The following is a 21,531-nucleotide window of genomic DNA, read 5'->3' as shown; positions in this document are numbered from 1 at the left end:
CATCATCGCCGTGCGCGAGTTCTCAGCTGCGGTTGCGGCTCAGCCGGTCCAGTAGCACCGCCTGCACCCCGACCACGGTCGCGGCGCCGATGATCTCGCCAGCAGCGATCATGCCTGGCACCTCGTCCAGCAGGATCCACCGCAGCGCCGCCGCCTCGTTGATGTCCGGCGGTCGCTCCGCCACCTGCTCCGCCCCGTAGCTGACGAACAGCGCGTTGAGCGCATCTGCGGTCGCCACCCACGGCTGCACTTCCACCAACGGGAGCGATTCGACAGGCCGCCAACCGGTCTCCTCTTCCGCCTCCCGGGCCGCGCACTCGGCCAATGTCTCGCCGTGCTCTTGGTAGCCCCCGGGGAGTTCCCACACCCACCGGTCGATCACGAACCGGTGCCGCCGCATCATCAGGACCGCATCTTCACGGACCATGAGCATCATCGCCGCCGCCGGCGCCCTGTAGACATACTGCTCGAACCGGATACCATCCGGCAGTTCAACGTCGGCGATCGACCACACCGCCCGCCTAGACCCATCCACAATTCGCTCACTGTGGATGGTCCACATCGTTGAAGCCATGGTGTGAGGATATGTCGCCTTCATGTGGCTCAGCGGATCGGTGAGGAAGGCCCGCAGGAAAGCCTCCTGTGCGTCACATGACATGCGCCACACCACGGCGACGCAAGGCATTGGATTCCCACTTTCCAGAAGGCTCCCGCCATTCGTCGCCTGGCTGCTCAGCGGTACACGTATGTGGCCGGCGAAACGTTAATGGCCGCTACGGAACGTATGAGGCGGGTGTTGCGGGAACGACGCGTTCCACCCTCCGGTACACCCTCTTCGGCCACCGGCACGGCGAGAGCCGCCGACTCCGGGATGGTCTCCCAGGTGGTCGGCGGCTCTCGGTGTTCCTCGGAGCTGGAGATGGGACTCGAACCCACAACCTGCTGTTTACAAGACAGCTGCGCTGCCAATTGCGCCACTCCAGCCGGGCGCCGGTGTCCCGGCGCGCCTCCAGTTTACGGGATGGGGTTCGCGGGCCGTCACTCCCGGAACGTCCACACTCGGAAACCGGTCGGTGTGGGGCATGTCAGGTACATGTCGGTGGCGTCGCACTGCGGGATCACCTCGTAGGACCCCAGTTCGTAGCGGGTGCCGTCCTGACCGCCCAGGCCGACGAAGGCGCGTTGTTCCGGCAGCGGTGTAGAGCCTCCGCTGTAGGGGAACCGCAGGTAGCTGCCGCTGTCGATGCGGGTGAAGGTGCCCGGTTGCGCCTCACCGACCGGTTCCAGGTTCTCGTCGTAGACCTGGGTCACCTGTGAGTCCTCGCCCTCGCCGGTCAACCGGGAGATCGCGAGGTATTCGCCGGCGATCTGCGCGCCGCGGACGAACTGGCCGGCCGGCGAGGTCCACACGATCTCGCCCTCGCCGTCGAAACTCAGTACGGTGGTGCCGTCGGCGGTGTCGTCCTCGTCGCGGTCCTCCATGACGCACACCCGGGTCTCCCCGCACGGCCCTAGCCAGAGCGGGTTCTGGGTCGTTCCCTCGGGACGCCAGTTCAACGTCCCCGACAGGTCGGCGACGTCGTAGGCGGAGACGAGGTAGCCGCCGTCGCCCTCCGCGACGAACAGGGTGTCCTCGTAGGCGTAGTAGTCGGCGTCCGGGTCGGCGAGTGCCTTGGACGCGACGACCTCTCCGGCCTCCACGTCGATGATGCTCGTCTCACCCGCCTCGTCGACCGCCCACACGCTGCCCTCGGTGCGGTCGAAGGTCTCGTTGGCGCGTGCGCTGACCTCTTCCCAGGTGTTCACGCGGGCACCGTCCACCAGCGGCGCCGCCAGGTCCACCGACCACTGCCGGGTACCGGCGTCGTCGTAGGCCTCCACCGCGCCCGACTCCGCCCGGAAGATCACGAGCCGGTCGCCCACCGCGTATCCCCAGTCGTCCGACGCCATGTCGACGGTGCCGCGCCGGTCACCGGTCTCCCTGTCGAGGAACGTGAGCCGGTTGGTCCCGGTGTCGATCGTCTCCCCCACGTACAGCAGGGAGTTCTGGGCGACGATGTCGGTCCAGTCGCCGGTCATCGCCGGCGTCTCCCACAGTTTCTCGCCGGTGGTGAGGTCCACGGCGGTGACGTACAACCGGTCGGTCTCGGGCTCGGTGGCGTAGTAGGCGACGTCGCCGTCGATGTCGGGCGCGAAGACGTACGGCGTCTCACCCTCGTCGATCCCCGGGTACGCGATGTCCGCGCCGACCTGCTCCAGCGGGGTCATGTCCCGCTGCGGATACGGGTCGTACATCAGCCAGCCGGCCAGCAGGGCGAGGACGACGACGCCCACGCCCGCGCCGATCCACGTGGAACGGTTGCGCCACCACGGACGGGTCGCCGAGACGGTTCCGCCCGTCCCGGCGCCGGACGGCGGCGTTCCGAAGGGGGCGCGTTGCCCGGGCACGCCGGGCGGCGTCTGGCGGGCGAACGTCGGCGTCCCCGGTGCACCGCCCGAGACGGGGCTCGCGTAGGGGTCACCGGACGGGCCGCCCGAGACCGGGCCGGCCGCGGCACCACCGGAGACGGGATGGGGATACGGCGAACCGGAGACCGGCCGGGTGTAGGGCTCGCCGGGGGCACCGCCCGACACCGGCCGGGTGTACGGCTCTCCGGAGGCGCCACCCGACACGGGACGCGGGTAGGCGTCACCGGACGGGCCGCCCGACACCGGCACCTGCGGCGTGAACGACTCCTGAGGCGGCGGTGGCGTCGTCTCGGCCGGGACCGGGACCGACACCTGATGCGGCTGCGGCGGCGGGGTGGCCTCGGCCGGCGCGTCCTTCACCGGGAAGGCGGCGGCGAGGCTCCCCTCGGCCACCGGCAGTTCCGGCTGTTCCAGGACGGTGGGCGCGATGCCCAGTTGCGAGTGCAGCATCCGCCCCACCAACGGGATGCGACTGGCACCGCCGACCAGGAACAGGCCCGCCAACTGGTCGGCGGCCTGCCCGGTGCCGCCGATGACCCGTTCGGTCTCGGCGACGGCGCGGGCGAGCAGCGGACTCGCCAGGCGTTCCAACTCGTCGCGGGTCAGGTGCAGCGCTGCCTCCACGCCGGGTACCGGGACGGGGGCGACGGTGGTGCGCGACAGCATCTCCTTCGCGCCCCGCACGTCGTCCCAGAACAACCGCCGGTTGCGGCGGTCGGTGGCCGTGCCGGGGCTCGTCAACTGCTCCCACACCGTCGGCACGTGCGCAGAGATCGTCTTGCCGAGATAGTCGACCAGGGCCTCGTCCACGTCCAGGCCGCCGAGGTCGTCGAGCCCGCCGTCGGACAACACGGTGAACCGGCCGTCCGCCTCGTGCCGGACCACCGCGATGTCGAGGGTGCCGCCGCCGAAGTCGAACACCGCGACCGCGCCGCCCTGCGGGATCGGTTGCCGCATCACCTCGGTGAAGTAGTGCGCGGCGGCGACCGGTTCGGGGACCAGTGCCACCGGCGGGAACCCGGCCTGTGCGGCCGCGTCCTCGAGGACGGACCTGCGTTGCGGCCCCCACTTCGCGGGGAAGGTCAACACCGTGGGCGGGAGTTGTCCCACCGCCTCCACCGCCTTGGCGGCGACGTTGCGCAGGATCGCCGACAGCAACGCGGTCGCCGGGACCTCCCGGTCGCCCAACAGCACGGTGCCCTCTCCGATGCGCTGCTTCGGGTTGGGTTCGTACCGGGCGGGGTCGGTCTGGGCGAGCCGCTGCGCGTCACGGCCGACGTGCAGATGCCCCGACTCGTCCAGGAACACCGCGGACGGCATGACGGGTGCCCCGTCCACCAGCAACGGGCGTGTCCGGCCGTCCGGCCAGCGGATCACCGCCACGGTGTGAGACGTGCCCAGGTCGACACCGAGTACATAGCCGTTGGGGGCTGACATGTATTGGCTTTCCTCGCGGGGATGGTTGGTTCGACACGATCCTACGGACAACCGCCAGCCCCGGCCGGACTCGGCCGGACGGGTCAGCCGGTGTGCAGGCCCCGGCGCCGGTTGACCTCGGCGAGCGCGACCGAGGCCGCCACCGAGGCGTTGAGCGACTCCACGTCGGAGGCGATCGGGATCCGGACCCGCAGGTCGCAGGTCTCCCCGACGAGACGGGACAGCCCACGGCCCTCCGAGCCGACCACCAGCATCAGCGGGTCGACGGCGGCGGGCAGGTCGAACAGGTCGATCTCACCGTCGGCGTCGAGTCCGGCGACGAGCAGCCCCGCCTGCTGGACCTCCTGGAGCGCCCGGGTCAGGTTGGTGGCCTTGGCGATCGGCAGCCGCGCCGCCGCACCCGCCGAGGTGCGCCACGCGGTGGCGGTCATACCGGCGGCCCGCCGCTGCGGTACGACGACGCCGTGCGCGCCGAACGCGGCCGCGGAACGGATGATCGCCCCGAGGTTGCGCGGGTCGGTGACGCCGTCGAGCGCCACGAGCAGCGGCGGCTGCGGGTGCTCGGCGGCGGCCGCCAGCAGGTCCGGGTACGTCTCGTAGTGGAACGGCGGCACCTGCAGTCCGATGCCCTGGTGCAGTGCTCCCCGGCACAGCCGGTCGAGCTCGGCGCGGGTCACCTCCAGGATGGAGATGCCCCGGTTCCCGGCGAGCCGGATCGACTCGCGTACCCGCTCGTCGAGTTCCACGCCCTGCGCCACGTACAGCGCGGTGCCGGGGACGTGCGCGCGCATCGCCTCCGCCACGGGGTTGCGGCCGACGATGATCTCGACGCCGTCACCGGAGTCGCGGCGCGGCGGTGCCGAACGTGCCGGGCCGCCGGCCTTGGGAGCCCGGCCTTCGGCGGCGGCGGCGCGCCGTTCCTTCTCCTGCTTCCACTTGGTCTTCTTCGGCACGTTGGTGCCGGTGTACGCCTTGTGCCACGGCCGGTCGGCCGCGGAGAGCGTCTTGCCGCGCCCCTCCAGCGACTTCTTGCCCTGACCGCCGCTGCCCTTGGCCGCCCCCTTCTTGGAGGTGGTGCGCCGGTTGCGTCGTTGTGAGTTACCGGCCATCGTCCGATCCCCGTTCCTTGGTCACACTCCACCGGGCTCCGCCGGGGGTGTCTTCTATGGTCAGTCCCGCGGCGGCGAGCTGATCCCGCAACGCGTCGGCGGTGGCCCAGTCCTTGGCGGCGCGCGCCTTCTCCCGTTGCCCGAGGAGCGCCGACACCAGGGAGTCCACCACCGGTGTCAGGTCGGACTCGGACCGGGCGTCCCACTGCGGCGCCAGCGGGTCGAGGTTCAGGACGTCGAGCATGGCGCGGACCGCGCTCGCGGCGGCGGTCGCCGCGTCGGTGTCGCCCCGGTCCAGGGCGGTGTTGCCCTCCCGCGCGGTCTCGTGGACCACGGCCAGTGCCCCCGGGGTGCCGAGGTCGTCGTCGAGCGCGGCGGCGAACGCCGGCGGCAGCGCGGAGTCCACGGGGACGACTCCCGCGGCGTCCTTCGCGCGGTGGAGGAAGTTCTCCAGCCGTTGCAGTGCCGAGGCCGACTCCGCCAGCGAGCGGTCCGAGAAGTCGATCGCGGACCGGTAGTGCGGCGCCAACAGGTAGTACCGGATCTCGATCGGCCGGAAGCCGCGGTCGCCGAGGGCGGACACGCTCAGGACGTTGCCCAGCGACTTGCTCATCTTGGTGCCCGCCAGGTTGAGCATGTTGTTGTGGACCCAGAAGTCGGTGAACGGCAGGCCCGCCGCCCGCGACTGGGCGAGTTCGTTCTCGTGGTGCGGGAACATGATGTCGGTGCCGCCGCCGTGGATGTCGAAGGCGTCGCCGAGGTAGCGGCGGGCCATGGCGGAGCATTCGATGTGCCAGCCCGGCCGGCCCCGGCCGTAGGGGGTGTTCCAGGCGGAGTCGTCCGGTTCGGACGGTTTGGCGGCCTTCCACAGCGCGAAGTCGCGGGGATCCCGTTTGTCTCCACCGGTCTCGCCGTTGAGGAGCATGTCCTCGGGTCGGCGGTGGGACAGCGCCCCGTACTCCGGGTACGACTCGACGGAGAAGTACACGTCGCCGGAGTCGGTGGCGTACGCGTGGCCGCGCGCGATGAGGTCGGCGATCAGGTCCAGCATCTGCGGGATGTGCCCGGTGGCGCGCGGTTCGTACGTCGGCGGCCGGACCCCCAGCGCCTCGTAGTCGGCGGTGAGGCGTCGCTCGTTGGCGAACGAGATGGCCCACCACGGGACGCCCTGCTCGACGGCCTTGGCGAGGACCTTGTCGTCGATGTCGGTGACGTTGCGGACGTAGGTGACGTCGAGGCCGGAGCGCCGCAGCCACGCGGTGAGCACGTCGTAGTTGACGCCGGACCGCAGGTGACCGATGTGCGGGGGGCCCTGCAGGGTGAGCCCACACAGGTACACGCCCACCCTGCCGGGAACGCGCGGTGTGAAATCGCGCACCTTCCGGGTGCCGGTGTCATACAGTCGCAAACTCACCGCTCGATGGTACGTGAGCACCCGTCCCGGGCCGCGCGGCGTCGCCATGCCGTCCGCACCGGGTATACCGTCGAGTCGGTACCGGTGACGGCGAGGGGTGACAGATGACGACGGTGCGGTTCTTCGCCGGGGCGCGGGCGGCGGCGGGCGTGTCCGAGGTGACGAGTACGGCCGAGACGGTCGCGGAGCTACGCGCGGATCTGGCCAAGCGGCTGGGGCCGGACCTGGAGCGCGTCCTGACGGTGAGCACGCTGCTCATCGACGGTGTCACCGGGCACGACCCGATGGCGTCCCTCCCCGCCGACTCCACTGTGGATGTGCTCCCTCCGTTCGCGGGCGGTTGACGCCACGCCCCGACCCCCTACCGGTCAGGCGCTTTCAGCTTTGACAAGATTTCCCACGTGGGTTCGCCGGTAGAGCCAAATGCGTTGTTCGAGCTGCCCGAAGGCGCTCGGGTGCCGCGTCCTGCCCGGGGCGGCCGGCCCAGACACGTCGGCGGCACCTCGATCCGGCACGTGCCGATGCCGGAACCCGTCCTGCCCGTCCGTCCGGAACCCCACCAACACGACGGGCCACCGTTGGCGGGGATGGAGGAGGTCGGCACCGGCCTGCTCGACCACGTGGACGCCATGCAGCGCGTCGCCGCCTCCGCACCGCCCGGCCCGCTGTTGATAAACGCCGGACCCGGCACCGGAAAGACCCACATCCTGACCCGCCGGATCGCCTATCTGGTGGCCGAACTCCACGTGCCCGCCTCGCAGTGCCTGGTACTGGCCCGGACCACCGAGGCGGCCGACGCCCTGCGCCGCGAACTCGACGGACTGCTCGGGCCGGTGGCCGACGACATGACGGTCCGCGCGTTCGACGCCGCCGGGGAACTCCCACCGCTCGGCCACCTGTTCGTCGACGACCTCGAACACATGCCGATCCGGCTCTACGAGACGCTGCGCGCCGACCGGGGCGACCAGCCCGCCTTCACCGCGACCGGCGACCCCGACGCCCACATCGCCGACGGCGAGCCGGGACCGTTCGAGAGGTTCGCCCAGGACTACCCCGAGGCACGAGTGGTCCGGTTGTCGCGCAACCACCGCAGCACGGCCCCGATCCTGGCCGCCGCCATGCAACTCATCACGCCCGTCTCCCGCGCGCCCGGTCGCGGCATGCTGCCCGCCCGGCCCGCCGCCGGGACCGCACCGGTCGGGCGCCACTTCGCGCTCGACGACCGGGACGAACGGCACTTCGCCGGTCAACTCGCCGAACGGCTCCGCCCCTTCGGCGTGGCGCCCGACGAGGTCGCGATCCTCGCACCCGAGGGGTACACCGGCATCGACACCGCGCGGCCGATCACCTCCGCCGCCGGCAGGGAGCACCGTGTCGTGTGCTGTGTCGGCGTCACCGCGGAGGCGTTCCCCGACGAGCCCGGGTTCCGCCGCCTGTTGTTCGCCGCGATGAGCCGGGCCCGCGACCTCCTGTACGTGAGCCACATCGGGAACGGGTCGCCGCTGCTCGACGACATCGACCCCGGCCTGTTCACGCCGTTCGGTCACGTCCGCGGTCACCGATCGCAACCCGAACAGCCCCGGCTGCTGTAATCACCCGGACACCCACGACTACCAGGGTGAATCGGTCGCCGGACCGTCGTATGGTTGGTGCAGTACCGGCCACCCGCGCAGCACCGCCGGCGCACCCCCATTCGAAGAGGAGCACCCTCATGTCTATGTACGGACCGCAAGATCCGTACGGGCAACAGCCTGGCGACCCCTCCCGCCAACAACCGCCGCCCGGCCCCGGTGGTTACGGACAGCCCGCCGACCCGTACGGCCAGCAACCCGGCGGATACCCACAGTACGACGGTTCCGGTTACGGACAACCCTCCGACCCCTACGGTCAGCAACCCGGCTACCAACCCGGCGGTGACCCGTACGGCCAACAACCCGGCGGTGACCCGTACGGCCAGCAACCCGGTTACCAGCCCGGCGGCGACCCGTACTCCCCGCAGCCCGGCTACGGCCCCTCCGACCCCTACGGCAGCCCGACCACCGGGGCACCGTCCTACCAACCCGGCATGCCCCCGCCCATGGGCGGCCCCCCGTTCCCGCCCCCGCAGACCAGCGGCGGCAACACCGGGATCTGGGTGGCCGGCGGCGTCGGCGCGGTCGTGATCCTGGTGGTCGCGGTCGTGGCGCTGGTCTTCCTGCTGCCCGGCGACGACGACGGCGACGGCGGAACCGTCGCGGACGACCCCTCGACGAGTGCCGCGGCCACCACCGACTCGGTGCCGTCGGAGGAGACGCCCTCCAGCGAGACCCAGACCTCCACCGACCCGTTCGAGGGCATCCCGGAGGACGACCCCCGGCGCGGACAGGTCGGCGACTGCGTCTACGCCTGGCCCACCAACGACGCGCAGACCGAGTACGACGCGGTCCTGGTCGACTGCGACGACTCCAGCGCCAACTACTACTTCTACGACATCGTCTACGGCACCCTCGACCAGAACGACTGCCCGGACTCCGACTACGGGCCCGTGGAGTTCTGGTACTGGGTGGACTGGCCCAACACCACCGCGGACGACTACGTGCTGTGCGGTTACGAGATCGCCTGATCCCGACGGGGCGATACCCGCTGGCGCGCCTCCGGACCGCTCGGGTACCCTCGTCGACGGTGGCGTGTCCGAGCGGCCTAAGGAGCACGCCTCGAAAGCGTGTGAGGGTTTACGCCCTCCGTGGGTTCAAATCCCACCGCCACCGCCAACAGCCCCCGACCGGGAACACCTGGTCGGGGGCTTTTTTTCACCCCCACCACCGTGTCCGGCATGTCGCCGCGTCGGGGTGGGATGGGGAACCGGTTCGGCGCCCGGGAACCGGCTCGTACACATAGGACATCAAAGGGGCGGTCAACGGTACGTACAAGGACGTCCCGTTCACCCTCACCGTTTCCCGACCGGAACGGCGGACGCCCCGCCCCTCTTCGTGGATGGCGGGGGCGTCCGCTGAGAGGATCCGTGGATGACCGGACCACACGACGTGTTCTCACATCCGCCTCACGGCCGGATCATCCTGCTCAACGGTACGAGCAGCTCCGGAAAGACCGGCATCGCCCGAGCACTGCTTCCACTGCTGGACCGCCCACACTTCCACATGCCCGTGGACGGGATCAACGCCATGCGCGCCGACGACTGGGCGGAACGCCTCGGACCCGAGCGCTTCTCCGAGGTCCTGGAACGCACCGTACTGGGATTCCACCGGGCGGTCGCCGGGATGGCGTTGGCGGGCAACGACGTGGTCATGGACCACGTACTCCGGGAACCGCACTGGCTCACCGACTGCCTACGCCTGTTCGCGCCCCTGGACGTGCTTTTCGTGAAGGTGTACTGCCCACTGCCCGAACTACGCCGTCGCGAACTCGCCCGGCGGGACAGGGAACCCGGCCGCGCCGAGCACCACTTCCCCCGAGTGCACGCCCACGGCCGCTACGACCTCGAATGCGACACCGGGCGTTTCAGCTCCCACGAATGCGCGCGACGGATCGCCGCACGGATCTCGGAGGGCACGCCCGGAACGGCGTTCGAGGAATTGCGGGCGGCCGAGTCGGGGGACTGATCGCCGGGCACGGCTCGTCGACGTCCCGACCGGGAGACCGTCAGGAGGCCGCCGCCACGGTGGCGCGGGCCGGGGCGAGGACCTTGTCGGCCCCGCTGGTAGCGGTCATCGCGATCTCCACGGCGCCGTCGTCGTGCAGCCTGCGGACCGTACCGACGACGGTCACGGTCGCGGGAGCGTCGGCCGGAACCACCACCGGCTTCGCGAACCTCGCGGTCAACTCCGTGATCCGCTCCGGACCGCCGGCCCATTCGGTGACGGCCCGGGCCGCCAGGCCCATGGTGTACATGCCGTGCGCGATCACGCCGGGCAACCCGGCGGCGCGGGCGGCGTCGTCGTCCTGATGGATCGGGTTCTGGTCGCCCGACGCGCCGGCGTACGCGACGAGGTCGGCGCGGGTGATCTCGAAGTCACGACGGAACAGTTCGTCTCCGGAGTTCACGACGCCTCCCCACCGCGTGCCGGCTCGGGACTCCGGGCCGCACCTGCGGCGACGCCGGGCGTCACGTCGGCGCTCTGCTCCACGTCGTCACCGCGAGCGGCGACGCTCTGCTCTTCGTCGTCGCCGCCAGCGGCGACGAACAACACCGTCGACACGGTCGCGACGGGTTCGGAGTCCTCGGCGGTGACCTCGGTGCGCAGGGTCAGCAGTTCGTTTCCGGCGACGACCTTGACGTCCTCCACCTGAACGGTGCAGGAGACCCGCTCGCCGATGCGGAGCGGGCGATGATGACTGAACCGCTGCTCACGGTGCAGCACCCGGCTGAAGTCGAGCCCGAAGTCGGGGTCGTCGATCAGGGCGTCGGATGCGGGCAACGTCAACGAGATCAAGAAGGTGGGCGGGATGTGCCCGCCCGTCTCCCCCAGGGCGGCGGCGAACGCCGCCACCGCCTCCTCGGTGATCTCCACCGGCGTGGTGGCGGGAAGCCGCCTGCCGATGTAGGCGCGGTTCAGCACCGGGTCAGCGGGTCTCGCGGTGAGCGGTGTGCTGGTTGCAACGCGGGCAGAACTTCTTCAGTTCCATCCGGTCGGGGTCGTTGCGCCGGTTCTTCTTGGTGATGTAGTTGCGTTCCTTGCACTCGACGCAGGCCATGGTGATCTTGGGACGAACGTCAGTAGCCTTAGCCACGGCGATGCGCCTTCCTGTGTTACGGGTGTTTCACGTATGGGACTGATCAAGGCTAGCGGGCTAGCGGCCTGATCCGAAGCCGGAGAATTGTGGTCTCCGGCGCAGTGGCCGCTGCCCGTGGACGTACCACGGGCAGCGAGCAACCGTTTCAGGGTACCCGATCTGTTCGGGACGTCCGCGTCGGCCGATGCCCCGGTCACGGGCCTGCCACGGCGACGTGCCGGAGCGGCCCGGGACGACTGCTTCCGAACCCTTCGTCCCCGTTGCCCGATACGGGCCGATCCGACGATTCCAGGACTCCGCCGGCGCCCGCCGTGACCGGCTTCCGACCCTCTGAGGCACGCGGTTCCAGCAAGGTGTTTCAGCGGTTTCCCGAGGGGTCGAGAGGAACACGGAATGCGCGGGCGAACTCCTCGACCAGCGAAGCGGGGCCGTCGAAGTGAAGACCGCCGGAACCGAGCGCCGCCCCGACGTCTCCGTCGGCGAGGAGGCGACGCAGCCCGGAGCCGCCGAGGCGGAGATCTGCGTCGGCAAGGGGCCCCTCGGCGATGCTGGCGCCGGTCTCCCCCACCTCCGCGTTCGCCACCGCGGGATCGACGGTCACCTCGACGGTGAAGGGCACGACCTTCGTCGCGGTGCGGCCGGTGAGCAGAGCCGCCGCCAGGGAGCTGTCGGTCGGCCGCTCCCCCTCACGTGGGGCATCCATGCGCCTCGATCCCCAACGGCCGATCGCGAGAAGGATCGGCTCGAGATCCCGCCCGTAGTCGCTGAGTCGATAGACGACGCTGCGGCCTTCGATGGCCCGCTCGACGACGTCGGCTCGTTCGAGGTCGCCGAGACGATTCGTCAGCATGTTCGAGGGGATGCCCGGGATGCCATGCCTGAGTTCGTTGAAGCGCTTCGGGCCGACGAGCAGGTCACGCAGGATCACCAGAGTCCATCGTTCACCGAGGAACTCGGCCGCCCGGGCCAGGCCGCAGTACTGACCGTAGGTCTTCATGGTTGACATCCTAGTCGTATCGGTTCATTGTTTAAACTGAAGTTTCATTTATGCACCATGATGGGAGGACCTATGAGCCGTGAAGTCACCGTTGAGGTGAGCACCCGGAAGGCGAATGGCGTGACGCTCGGCATCGAGCGTTTCGGCGATACGACCGACCCGCTGGTTCTCTGCGTGGGCGGCACCACCATGCTCTCGTGGCCGGCCGCGCTGTGCGAGTCTCTGGCGCGCGGTGGTCGACACGTCGTGCGCTATGACCTGCGAGATTCCGGCGAATCGACCACCGTCGACCCAGAGAAGCCGATGTACACACTGCGAGACCTCGCCGCCGACGCCGCGGCACTCGCCGGCGGACTGGATGACCGACCCGCCCACCTGGCGGGCATCGGAGTCGGTGGCATGGTCGCCCAGGTCGCCGCTCTCGATCACCCGGAGACGTTCTCGGCGCTCACCCTCGTCGGAACACGGCCGATCGCCCCAGGACCGGTCGACGACGATCTGCCCGACCACGATGAGGCGACGATGGGCCGACTGTACTCACGGCCCATGCCCGACTGGTCCGATCGCGACGCGGTTGCGGAGTACGCGGCCGAAAGCGCCGACATCCTCGGCGACGACCCGGCGGCCGCCCGCGTGGCCGCCGGACGCATATGGGACCGCACACCGGGCGCACTTCCCGCTGCGCACATGGCCGATCAGCTGGGGATGGTGTTCTCCAGACTCGACTGCGGGCCGCGCTGGAGGGAACGCCTTCCCGACCTCGCGTTGCCTGCACTGGTGGTGCACGGCCGCCATGACCCGTTCTTCCCGGTCGGCAACGGGGAAGCACTTGCCCGGGAGATCCCCGGGGCACGGCTTCTCATCCTCGAAGGCGCCTCGACGAGGATCCCGGATTCGGCCTCCGGTGAAGTCGCGGCCGCGATGCTGGAGCTCTGACTACCGCCCATCCTCCGGTCACGGGCCTGCCACGGCGACGTGCCGGAGCGGCCCGGGACGACTGCTTCCGAACCCTTCGTCCCCGTTGCCCGATACAGGTCGATCCGGGAGAATCGGCATCCGGGGCGACGTGCGGTGTCGGTGTGGCACGTGTGGCGATTCGGTCTCATGACGAGGGGATCCGAACATGTTCATCATCGTGAGTCAGGTGGGAGCCGACCTGGTCCCGTTGATCCAGAAGGTCAACGCCGACCACGAACCCCTGCGCATCATCTCCACGCACGGCGACGCCGTGCTCATGAGCGCCGAAGATTTCGACGCCTGGCGGGAAACGGTGTACCTGTTGCGGTCGCCCGCCAACGCCGAACGCCTCATGGAGGCGATCGAGCGCGACCGCAACGGATCGCCCACTGTGACGAAATCCGTCGAAGCCCTGAGCGCCTTGGCGGGCGACGAGTGAGGGACATCCAGTCCGTTCCGCCGGAAATGACTTCGTGGTTACCGGGTGGATGACAAGGTCGTCAAGATTCTCAAGGCCCGATACCACTACTGACGGGCGCTGCGACCGGCTACCGTCCGGGAGGCGGGCCGCCGTGACCCGGCGGCGCCTCGCCATCCTGTGGTTCGGTGCCGGTGTCGACCCCTACGACGAGCGACACGTCGTAGCCCGAGTCGACGTCGCCGTCGACGCTCGCGACCTGGCGGGCCGCACCGTCGTCCCCGAACACGTTGTCGCTCAGCAGCGTCACCTGTGAGAGGTTCCCCACCGACTGCCCGTAGCCCGGTTGCGCGTACACCTCGTCGCACACGTCCTTCGGCAACGCCACCTGGGACGTCGAGACCGCCTTGGACGAGTCGGTGATGTCGGCCTGCGACGGGTACACCTCGAAGTGGATGTGCGGCCAACGCCCGCTGTAGCAGGCGGGGAAGACGCTGGTGAACCGGACGACCCCCTTGGCGTCGGCGATCTGCACCCCTCGTAGGAAGTTCTCCTCCGTGATGCCCTCCGAGTACAGGGAGTACCCGCCTTCGCGGGTGCAGTGCCACACGTACACCGCCGCGCCTGCGAACGGCACACCACCGTTCGCGAGGTCGAGAATCGTCAACCGCAGGGTCATGGGGACGCCCTCCGCCGTCCCGCTCGCGCCGCCGAAGCTGGACCTGATGTCACTGCGGACGATGCCGCTCTGTTCGAGCACGTCCGGCCCGTTGGAGCCGTCGCCGGGGTACGGCCCGGCGGTCTCGTCGGGGATCTCGCCGACCGACGGGCCGGCGGAGGGACTCCCGGACGGCGTGGGACTCGAGGTACCGTCCGATCCCGCTCCGCAGGCCGTCAGGCCGGCGCCGACCACACCCAGTCCCAACATCGCGAGCACGCCCCGGCGGTTCAGGACCGTTCCGACGTCGAAGCCGAGGCCCTGATCCTCCAGGTCCTCGCTCGGCCTGGGCAACGGCCGTCCCTCATACGTCGGAACGTCGTCTCGATTACGCCTTCTCTTCCACATGGTTCCTCCGTGATCCGTGTCGGGTCAGACGCTAGACACCGATGCCTCGAGGAACCTCGGTTTCGGATCGGAGAATCATCAGAGAATCGACCCCCGTGGGCACCCACCGCCAGGCGGGTGCGGAGATAACAGAAGCTCACCGGTTCGACGAAAGCCGAACACAGTCAGCCAGAGCGAAGACCGATCACCGTGAGCCCGACAGAGGGGGAGCACGGGGGCGAAGCCCCCGTGGGCACCCGCCGCCAGGCGGGTGCGGAGAATGTGAAAGCCCACCGGTTCGGTCTACCCGAACACAGTGGGCTTAGGGCTGTAGCGATGGCCGGACTTGAACCGGCGACACAACGATTATGAGTCGTTTGCTCTGCCAACTGAGCTACACCGCCGCGAGACCGGATCGCACCAGCGATCAGGAGAGCCCCTTTACGGAATCGAACCGTAGACCTTCTCCTTACCATGGAGACGCTCTGCCGACTGAGCTAAAGGGGCGTTACGTGAGCTTTGCAGCTAACGTGCCGCGCACAAGAGTACATGAGTCTCGGCGGGGCGGTCACGCGGGTTTGGGTCTACGGGGTCACACCGCCCGCAACCTGCCGGTTCGCCGGCCGTCGCCGCCGGGGCCCTGTTGCGCGGCCATCCAGGCGGCGAACCGGTCGGGGGGTAGGGGACGCGAGAAGTAGAAGCCCTGTGCGATGTCGCAACCGATCTCCGACAGCAGTGAGAGCGTCATCTCACTCTCGACGCCTTCGGCGACGACGGTCATACGGAAGTGGCGGGCGAGGTCGACGATGGCGCGGACGATCGCGTGGTCGCCTTCGTCGGTGGCCATGCCCTGCACGAAGCCGCGGTCGATCTTTATCTCCTGCGCGGGGAGCCTGCGCAGGTACGACAGTGACGAGTAGCCCTTGCCGAAGTCGTCGACGGACAGGCGGACGCCCATCTCCCGCAGCCGCCGTAGCGTCTCGGGGGCCTTGCCTCCGGCACCGACCATGCCGTCTTCGGTGATCTCCAGGGTGAGTCTGGGCGGTTCGATCCGGTATTCGTCGAGGAGCGCGGCGACCAGTTGGGGGAAGTCGGTGTCGACGAGGGTGCGGGGTGACAGGTTGACGGCGACGTTGAGCCGGTGCCCCTCACCGTCCCAGCCGTGGACGCGGCTGAGGCCGTCCCGGAGTATGAACTCGGTGAGCCGGCCGAGCTGGCCGGTGTGTTCGGCCACCGGCACGAAGTCCTCCGGTGGGACGTCTCCGTGGGTGGGGTGCCGCCACCTGGCGAGGCATTCGACGCCGACGAGCTGGCGGGTGCCCAGGGAGATCTTCGGCTGGTAGTAGACGTGCAGTTCGTCGTTGTCGAAGGCGCGTCGCAGGTCGGTGGCGAGCCCCAGCCGCCGGACGCTGCCCGATTCGAGCCCGGCGTTGTATACCTGGACGCCGCTGGAGACGTTCTTGGCGGTCTGGGTGGCGACGTCGGCGCGTTGCAGCAGTTCGTCGGCGTTGTCACCGGATTCGGGGTGTACCGCGATACCGACCGCGCAGTCTATGTCCACATTGAGCGAACCGAGCAGGCAGGGTTGTTGCAGCGCGCCGCGTATCTCGGCGGCCAGTTCGACCGCGGCGGCGGTGTCGGGCATCCGGAGCACGACCGCGAACTCGTCGCCGTCGATCCGGCCGACGTGCGCGGCGGGCGGTGCCGCCTCCTTGAGCCGCCGCCCGACCTCCACGATGAGCTTGTCGCCGGAGGCGTGCCCGATGGAGTCGTTGATGTCGCGCATCCCGTCGACGTCGAACAGCATGACGGCGACGATCTCGCCGGGCACCGTGATGGAGATCGACTGCTCCAAGACCGCCATGGTCCGCCGCCGGTTGGGGAGTTCGGTGAGCGCGTCGTGGTAGGCATCGAACCGCAACCGGTCCACGAGGCGGGAGTTCTCGACGGCGACCCCGGCGTGGGCGGCGAGGGTCTCCAGGAGGGCCAACTCGTCGGGTCCGAACCCGTTCAGGTCACCACCCAACCGGTTCGCGACCGCGAGACAACCGTATGCGATCTTGCCGGAGCGCAACGGGACGATGATCGCGTCCTTGCCGTCGGCGGCGCGGAGCTGTTCGCGGTAGGCGGGGTCACCGATCTTCCGGGAGACCAGCAACGGCTGACCGGAGGCCAGGACGGAGTCCAGCAGCTCCCGTGGGACGGGAGTGGTGTCCAACAGTCCCTCACTGTCCATGTACGCGGACAGCAGGATCGCCGGGAACCGCTTCTCCCGCCGCAACCACACCGTCGCCACCTCGGCGTTGAGCATCTCCCGGAGCCGGTGGGTCATGATGTCGATCAGGCGATTGCTCTGGACCGCCTGCGCCACCGACTGGGTGAAGTCGTTCAGGTCGGCCAGGGCGCGACGTTGCCGCACGAGGTTGGAGTACCCCCGATAGGCGGCGAAGACCAGGACCAACAGGACGATCAACGGCACCAGCGCCCACGGTGTGGCGCTGAGCGTCAAAAGGATCAGGATTCCGACTATCGCGTTGATCCCGCCGATGATCAGGCTCGACCCCATACTGTGCAGCAGCTCGTCGAGGCTGCGGCGCCCCTGGGTCACGGAGAGGATCGCGGTGAGGAACAGTGCCGTCACCAACAGATAGACCATCGCCGACGACAGGAGGGTCACCCAGGTCCGGGGATCGGAGGCGGCTCCCACACCGATGGTGTGCGCCAGCAAGGCCGCCGCAGCCACTGCGCAGCACGTGTTGGCGAGGTTGAAAACGGCCTTGTGCAGTTGTATCTTCCGGGACAGCCATCGGTAGGCGTACACGACGAGACCGGCCAGGGCGCGCACCACGAACACCCAGAAGGGCGGCAGGTAGAAGAGTGCCAGGATGAAGGGGATCTCCCCGGCGGAGACCAGGATCCCCTGCCGCTGCACTTCGAGGTGCAGGGGCAGCGCGAGGGCCGCGATGTGGAATACCAGCAGTAGACCGAATACGGCCCAGTTCGGTTGTCCGGGTTGCAGTGGCCAGATGACGGCGGCGAGAACGGCGGCGAACAGCATGAGCGATCCACTGAACGCCCATGCTGTCCAGCGCAGCCAATCGACTCGAATGCGACTCACAGCCCGGCGTCCTCCCTGGTCGCTGGTCTAATGCCGGGGGTTCGGCGGACGTGTGGGTCAGTGCCATTCGTGATCGGCCGGCAACGCCTCCTGCTGACCGTGCCACTCGTGGTCTGCCTGGTGCCATTCGTGGTCTGTCGGAGAGGCCGGAACGGCGGCCGTCTCGTCCGCGGAGCTCACGAGGACGCCGCCGATGACCACGGCAACAGCGAAAGCTGATGAGGTGATTGCCGCCGCCACTCGTTTGAGCGTGGGAACCTTCATTGTGGCTCCTTTGCCTGGAATGCCAAAGCCTTGCATTTTAAGGGGTGTGGCTGACATATTGCCACAGTTGGCGGGGAAACCCCAAGCAGCGTAGTCGTCCGGCCGTCTGTTCGGTGAGTCAATTCACCCAATTGTCCATATAACTCCCGGTTCCCCGGACGCCCGTTTCCGAGTGCGCTAGGGGACCTGGCCGCCGACCCCGGCGCGACGAGGGCTACGGTGGGCTAGATCACTTCCGGTGGCGAACCTCCGGTTCGCCACCGAGACGGAACACCCCTCCACGGAACGTCTCCGTGTGCCGTCGCACCGTGAACCACGTGGAGGACCATTGCTCAGTCTCCGAAACGGTGACCGCGGGGTCACCGCCCGCCCACCGGGCCGTCACCGGGCCGCGCCGCTGATCCACCGGGGCAGGCATCGCGCGCCGATCTCCGTTCCGTTCGCGCCACAGGGCAGATACGTCGCCGTGGTGGGGATGGCGGTGCTCAGCGCCGGTGCGGTCGCACTGGGCTCGGCGGCGGCCCTGCCGTCCGAGCCGCCGGACGCCGCACTCGCCACCGCCTTCCAGTCCCGCGAGGAACCGCGGGTCGCGACCCCGGCGACCACCGGCGCAGCGGCACCGGTCACCACCGCGCGCAGTGACCGCGGCGCCGACCGGCTCACCGGGCCGTTGACGGTGCAACCGGCCGAGACGACGTGGCGGCTGCCACTCGACCACTTCGACCTGACGTCGCTGTTCGGCATGCGGTGGGGTGTCCTGCATCAGGGCCTCGACTTCGGGGCGCCCGAGGGTGCGCCGGTGTACGCGGCGCAGGCGGGCACGGTGGCGTCGGCGGGGTGGAACGGCGGGTTCGGCAAGCTCGTCGTCATCGACCACGGCGACGGTGTACGCACCTACTACGCCCACAACTCCCGGCTGGCGGTCGCTCCCGGGGACGTCGTCGAGGCCGGGGACCACATCGCCGACGTCGGCAACACCGGCAACTCGTTCGGCCCGCACAGTCACTTCGAACTGCACGTGGACGGCGCACCGGTCGATCCGGTGACGTACCTCGGGAGTGTCGGTGTGGACGTGACCGGTGCCGCGCGGAACGTGCTGCCGGAGCGGGACACGAGGTGATCCGGCGGCACGGCCGGTGGAGTTCACCGGTCGTGCCGCGGGTTCAGATCCGCTGGATCGGGGCGTGCCGGACGACGAGCCACTTGGGTCCACCGTCCCCGAAGTCGATGCACGCCTGGGCGCGGGGTCCGCTGCCCTTGACCTCGACGACCCGGCCCATCCCCCACTTGTCGTGGTTGACGCGGTCGCCCACCGACAGCACCGGCACGTCCTTGACGGGCAGGCTCGACGCGGGCCGCAGGTCGGCGCCGGGGATGCCGAACCGGGTGGTGACGGGTGAGGCCGCCGCCCGGCTGGACGTGGAACGCTCCACCTCCAGCAGTTCGCCGGGCAGTTCGGCGAGGAACTGGCTGGGCGGGTGGAACTGGGGTTGCCCCCACGCGCTACGGGTCTCGGCGCGGGACAGGTGCAGCAGTTTCCGCGCCCGTGTGATGCCGACGTAGGCGAGCCGGCGTTCCTCCTCCATCTCGGCGGGTTCGCTGAGCGACCGCTCGTGGGGGAAGACACCCTGGTCCATGCCGCTGAGGAACACCACGTCGAATTCGAGGCCCTTGGCGGTGTGCAGGGTCATGAGCGTGACGACGCCGTCGGCGTCGTCGGGCTGGTCGGGGATCTGGTCTGCGTCGGCGACCAGGGAGACCTGTTCGAGGAATCCGGCGACGGTGGGTTCGGCCTCGGCGCCCTCGACGTCTACGCCGGTGGTCTCGGCGAGGGTGCGTTCGGTGTACTCCCGGGCGACACTGACGAGTTCCTGCAGGTTGTCGACGCGGGCCTCGTCCTGGGGGTCCTGGGAGGCGGCGAGTTCCGCGAGGTAGCCGCTGTCGGTCAGCAGGGTCTCCAGCACGACCTCGGGTGGTTCACCGGCCGCCGCCTGCGCGCGGGCCTGGTCCACGACGGCGAGGAACCGGTCGATGCCGCCGGCGGCGCGCGACGACAGTCCGATCGCCTCGCCCTTGCGGCGCAGCGCCGCCGGGAAGGAGATCCGCTCCCGGTCGGCGAGGGCGTCCACGCAGGCCAGGGCGCGGTCGCCGACGCCGCGTTTGGGCACGTTGACCACGCGGCGGGCCGAGACCGTGTCGTCGTCGTTGACGGTCAGTTTCAGGTAGGCGAGGGCGTCGCGGACCTCGCGGCGTTCGTAGAACCGGACACCGCCGACGACCTTGTAGGGCAGGCCGCGCCGGATGAAGGCGTCCTCGAAGACCCGGGACTGTGCGTTCGTGCGGTAGAACACCGCCACGTCACCGGGTTTGACGCCCGCCGAGTCGGCGAGGGCGTCGATCCGGTCGGCGACCCACAGCGCCTCGTCGTGTTCGTTGTCGGCGTCGTAACGGACGATCTTGGCGCCGTCGCCGGAGTCGGTCCACAGCTTCTTGTCCTTGCGGCCCGGGTTCTGCCTGATGACCTCGTTGGCCGCCGAGAGGATCGTCTGGGTGGAACGGTAGTTCTGTTCCAGCAGGATCGTCCTGGCCTGCGGGTAGTCGCGTTCGAACTCCAGGATGTTGCGGATGGTCGCGCCCCGGAACGCGTAGATCGACTGGTCGGCGTCGCCGACGACGCACAACTGGCTGGGCGGCACCTCGGTGTCGTCCTCGTCGGTGCCGACGAGTTCCCGGATCAGCGCGTACTGGGCGTGGTTGGTGTCCTGGTACTCGTCGACCATCACGTGCCGGAACCGGCGGCGGTACTCCCTCGCGACCTGCGGGAACGCCCGGAACAGGTGGACGGTGTGCCCGATGATGTCGTCGAAGTCGAGGGCGTGGGCGGCCCGCAGTCGTTCGTCGTAGCGCCGGTACGCCTCCACCACCGTGCGCTGCTTCGGCGTGTCGGCGGTCGACAGGGCGGCGTCGGGATCGATGAGTTCGTTCTTCAGCCGGGACACGGCGGCGAGCAGGCCGCGGGCGCTGGTGCGCTTGTCGAGCTCCATCTCGCGTGCCACCTGCTGCATCAGGCGTCGCGAGTCGTCGGAGTCGTAGATGGTGAAGCTCGACTTCAGGCCGAGCCGGTCGTGTTCCCGGCGCAGGATGCGCACGCAGGCGGCGTGGAACGTCAACACCCACATCAGCCGGGCGCGGTTGCCGACCACACCGGCGACCCGTTCCCGCATCTCGGCGGCGGCCTTGTTGGTGAAGGTGATCGCCAGTATCTCGCCGGGATGGACGTGACGCATCGCCACCAGGTGGGCGATCCGCATGGTCAACACCCGGGTCTTGCCGGACCCGGCGCCCGCGACGATCAGCAGGGGCGGACCCTCGTGGGTCACCGCCTGACGTTGCGGTTCGTTGAGCCCGGCCAGCAGCCGGTCGGTGGTCAACGGGGCGGACGTATCCAGAATCGAGTCCATGGCGCCGTCAAGTGTATGCCCGCCCTCCGACACCGTGACGGGCGCCGACGACCGGCGGTACGGCCCGGGTCGCTCCGGGCACCGGGCGCGTGGCGGAGGTCTCCGCCCCAC

Annotated in this window: 19 protein-coding genes and 4 tRNA genes; 8 read left to right on the top strand and 15 right to left on the bottom strand. The window is 69.5% G+C overall.

What is annotated here, in order from left to right; translation table 11 throughout:
- Nucleotides 1-22 precede the first annotated feature (22 nt).
- The 5 genes from LX16_RS12205 to cysS form a co-directional block, all read right to left on the bottom strand.
- Nucleotides 23-574: an NUDIX domain-containing protein gene (locus tag LX16_RS12205; RefSeq protein WP_147138307.1), complete on the bottom strand. Its 552-nt coding sequence runs from the start codon at nt 572-574 to the stop codon at nt 23-25.
- Between the two features lie 337 nt (nt 575-911).
- A tRNA-Thr gene (locus tag LX16_RS12200) sits at nt 912-984 on the bottom strand.
- A gap of 54 nt (nt 985-1,038) precedes the next feature.
- Nucleotides 1,039-3,906 (bottom strand): Hsp70 family protein, encoded by a 2,868-nt coding sequence (locus LX16_RS12195; protein ID WP_147138304.1) that lies wholly within the window; start codon nt 3,904-3,906, stop codon nt 1,039-1,041.
- Between the two features lie 83 nt (nt 3,907-3,989).
- The gene (gene rlmB, locus LX16_RS12190; RefSeq protein ID WP_147138300.1) at nt 3,990-5,015 is read right to left on the bottom strand and encodes a 23S rRNA (guanosine(2251)-2'-O)-methyltransferase RlmB; all 1,026 of its coding nucleotides are present in this window, start codon (nt 5,013-5,015) and stop codon (nt 3,990-3,992) included.
- Entirely contained in the window at nt 5,005-6,429 is a 1,425-nt protein-coding gene (gene cysS / locus LX16_RS12185) for a cysteine--tRNA ligase (RefSeq protein WP_147138297.1), read from the bottom strand. The genes rlmB and cysS overlap by 11 nt, the downstream gene beginning before the upstream one ends.
- 104 nt (nt 6,430-6,533) lie before the next feature.
- Here cysS and LX16_RS12180 point away from each other — a divergent pair, with 104 nt between their 5' ends.
- The 5 genes from LX16_RS12180 (at nt 6,534) to LX16_RS12160 (ending at nt 10,028) form a co-directional block, all read left to right on the top strand.
- Nucleotides 6,534-6,773, top strand: coding sequence for a MoaD/ThiS family protein (locus LX16_RS12180; RefSeq protein ID WP_147138294.1), 240 nt, complete (start codon nt 6,534-6,536; stop codon nt 6,771-6,773).
- Nucleotides 6,774-6,884: 111 nt separating this feature from the next.
- The gene (locus LX16_RS12175) at nt 6,885-8,021 is read left to right on the top strand and encodes a UvrD-helicase domain-containing protein (RefSeq protein WP_211354477.1); all 1,137 of its coding nucleotides are present in this window, start codon (nt 6,885-6,887) and stop codon (nt 8,019-8,021) included.
- A gap of 119 nt (nt 8,022-8,140) precedes the next feature.
- Complete coding sequence (locus LX16_RS12170) at nt 8,141-9,031, top strand: LppU/SCO3897 family protein (protein WP_147138292.1); 891 nt, start codon at nt 8,141-8,143, stop codon at nt 9,029-9,031.
- A 58-nt stretch (nt 9,032-9,089) separates the two neighbouring features.
- Nucleotides 9,090-9,179 (top strand) — tRNA-Ser (locus tag LX16_RS12165).
- A 255-nt stretch (nt 9,180-9,434) separates the two neighbouring features.
- On the top strand, nt 9,435-10,028 hold the full coding sequence (locus LX16_RS12160) for a chloramphenicol phosphotransferase CPT family protein (RefSeq protein ID WP_147138290.1): 594 nt from the start codon (nt 9,435-9,437) through the stop codon (nt 10,026-10,028).
- 40 nt (nt 10,029-10,068) lie between these two features.
- Here LX16_RS12160 and LX16_RS12155 read toward each other — a convergent pair whose 3' ends face one another.
- The 4 genes from LX16_RS12155 to LX16_RS27110 form a co-directional block, all read right to left on the bottom strand.
- Nucleotides 10,069-10,470 (bottom strand): MaoC/PaaZ C-terminal domain-containing protein, encoded by a 402-nt coding sequence (locus LX16_RS12155; protein ID WP_147138288.1) that lies wholly within the window; start codon nt 10,468-10,470, stop codon nt 10,069-10,071.
- Nucleotides 10,467-10,985, bottom strand: coding sequence for an FAS1-like dehydratase domain-containing protein (locus LX16_RS12150; RefSeq protein WP_147138286.1), 519 nt, complete (start codon nt 10,983-10,985; stop codon nt 10,467-10,469). The genes LX16_RS12155 and LX16_RS12150 overlap by 4 nt, the downstream gene beginning before the upstream one ends.
- A gap of 4 nt (nt 10,986-10,989) precedes the next feature.
- Complete coding sequence (rpmG, locus tag LX16_RS12145) at nt 10,990-11,157, bottom strand: 50S ribosomal protein L33 (protein WP_147138283.1); 168 nt, start codon at nt 11,155-11,157, stop codon at nt 10,990-10,992.
- Between the two features lie 361 nt (nt 11,158-11,518).
- Nucleotides 11,519-12,157 carry a winged helix-turn-helix transcriptional regulator gene (locus LX16_RS27110; protein WP_211354476.1) on the bottom strand — a complete coding sequence of 213 codons (639 nt, stop codon included), beginning with the start codon at nt 12,155-12,157 and terminating at the stop codon, nt 11,519-11,521.
- Nucleotides 12,158-12,229: 72 nt separating this feature from the next.
- Here LX16_RS27110 and LX16_RS12135 point away from each other — a divergent pair, with 72 nt between their 5' ends.
- Entirely contained in the window at nt 12,230-13,093 is an 864-nt protein-coding gene (locus tag LX16_RS12135; RefSeq protein WP_211354475.1) for an alpha/beta fold hydrolase, read from the top strand.
- A gap of 187 nt (nt 13,094-13,280) precedes the next feature.
- On the top strand, nt 13,281-13,553 hold the full coding sequence (locus LX16_RS12130) for a type II toxin-antitoxin system Phd/YefM family antitoxin (protein WP_147138280.1): 273 nt from the start codon (nt 13,281-13,283) through the stop codon (nt 13,551-13,553).
- A 109-nt stretch (nt 13,554-13,662) separates the two neighbouring features.
- Here the strand turns inward: LX16_RS12130 and LX16_RS12125 are convergent, their stop codons facing one another.
- From LX16_RS12125 to LX16_RS12105, 5 genes are all read right to left on the bottom strand, one after another.
- Complete coding sequence (locus tag LX16_RS12125) at nt 13,663-14,598, bottom strand: intradiol ring-cleavage dioxygenase (protein WP_147138276.1); 936 nt, start codon at nt 14,596-14,598, stop codon at nt 13,663-13,665.
- Nucleotides 14,599-14,908: 310 nt separating this feature from the next.
- A tRNA-Met gene (locus tag LX16_RS12120) sits at nt 14,909-14,981 on the bottom strand.
- Nucleotides 14,982-15,011: 30 nt separating this feature from the next.
- A tRNA-Thr gene (locus LX16_RS12115) sits at nt 15,012-15,084 on the bottom strand.
- An 85-nt stretch (nt 15,085-15,169) separates the two neighbouring features.
- The gene (locus LX16_RS12110; protein ID WP_147138273.1) at nt 15,170-17,695 is read right to left on the bottom strand and encodes a putative bifunctional diguanylate cyclase/phosphodiesterase; all 2,526 of its coding nucleotides are present in this window, start codon (nt 17,693-17,695) and stop codon (nt 15,170-15,172) included.
- A gap of 57 nt (nt 17,696-17,752) precedes the next feature.
- Nucleotides 17,753-17,959, bottom strand: a complete 207-nt coding sequence (locus LX16_RS12105; protein ID WP_147138270.1) for a hypothetical protein — start codon at nt 17,957-17,959, stop codon at nt 17,753-17,755.
- Between the two features lie 328 nt (nt 17,960-18,287).
- Here LX16_RS12105 and LX16_RS12100 point away from each other — a divergent pair, with 328 nt between their 5' ends.
- Nucleotides 18,288-19,079: a M23 family metallopeptidase gene (locus LX16_RS12100; RefSeq protein ID WP_147138266.1), complete on the top strand. Its 792-nt coding sequence runs from the start codon at nt 18,288-18,290 to the stop codon at nt 19,077-19,079.
- A gap of 43 nt (nt 19,080-19,122) precedes the next feature.
- On the opposite strand, the gene pcrA is transcribed toward LX16_RS12100, so the two are convergent.
- Nucleotides 19,123-21,420, bottom strand: a complete 2,298-nt coding sequence (gene pcrA, locus LX16_RS12095) for a DNA helicase PcrA (protein ID WP_147138263.1) — start codon at nt 21,418-21,420, stop codon at nt 19,123-19,125.
- Between the last annotated feature and the right edge of the window lie 111 nt (nt 21,421-21,531).

The organism is Stackebrandtia albiflava, from assembly GCF_007994225.1.
GTDB lineage: Bacteria > Actinomycetota > Actinomycetes > Mycobacteriales > Micromonosporaceae > Stackebrandtia > Stackebrandtia albiflava.
This window is presented reverse-complemented; position numbering and strand designations above follow the sequence as displayed.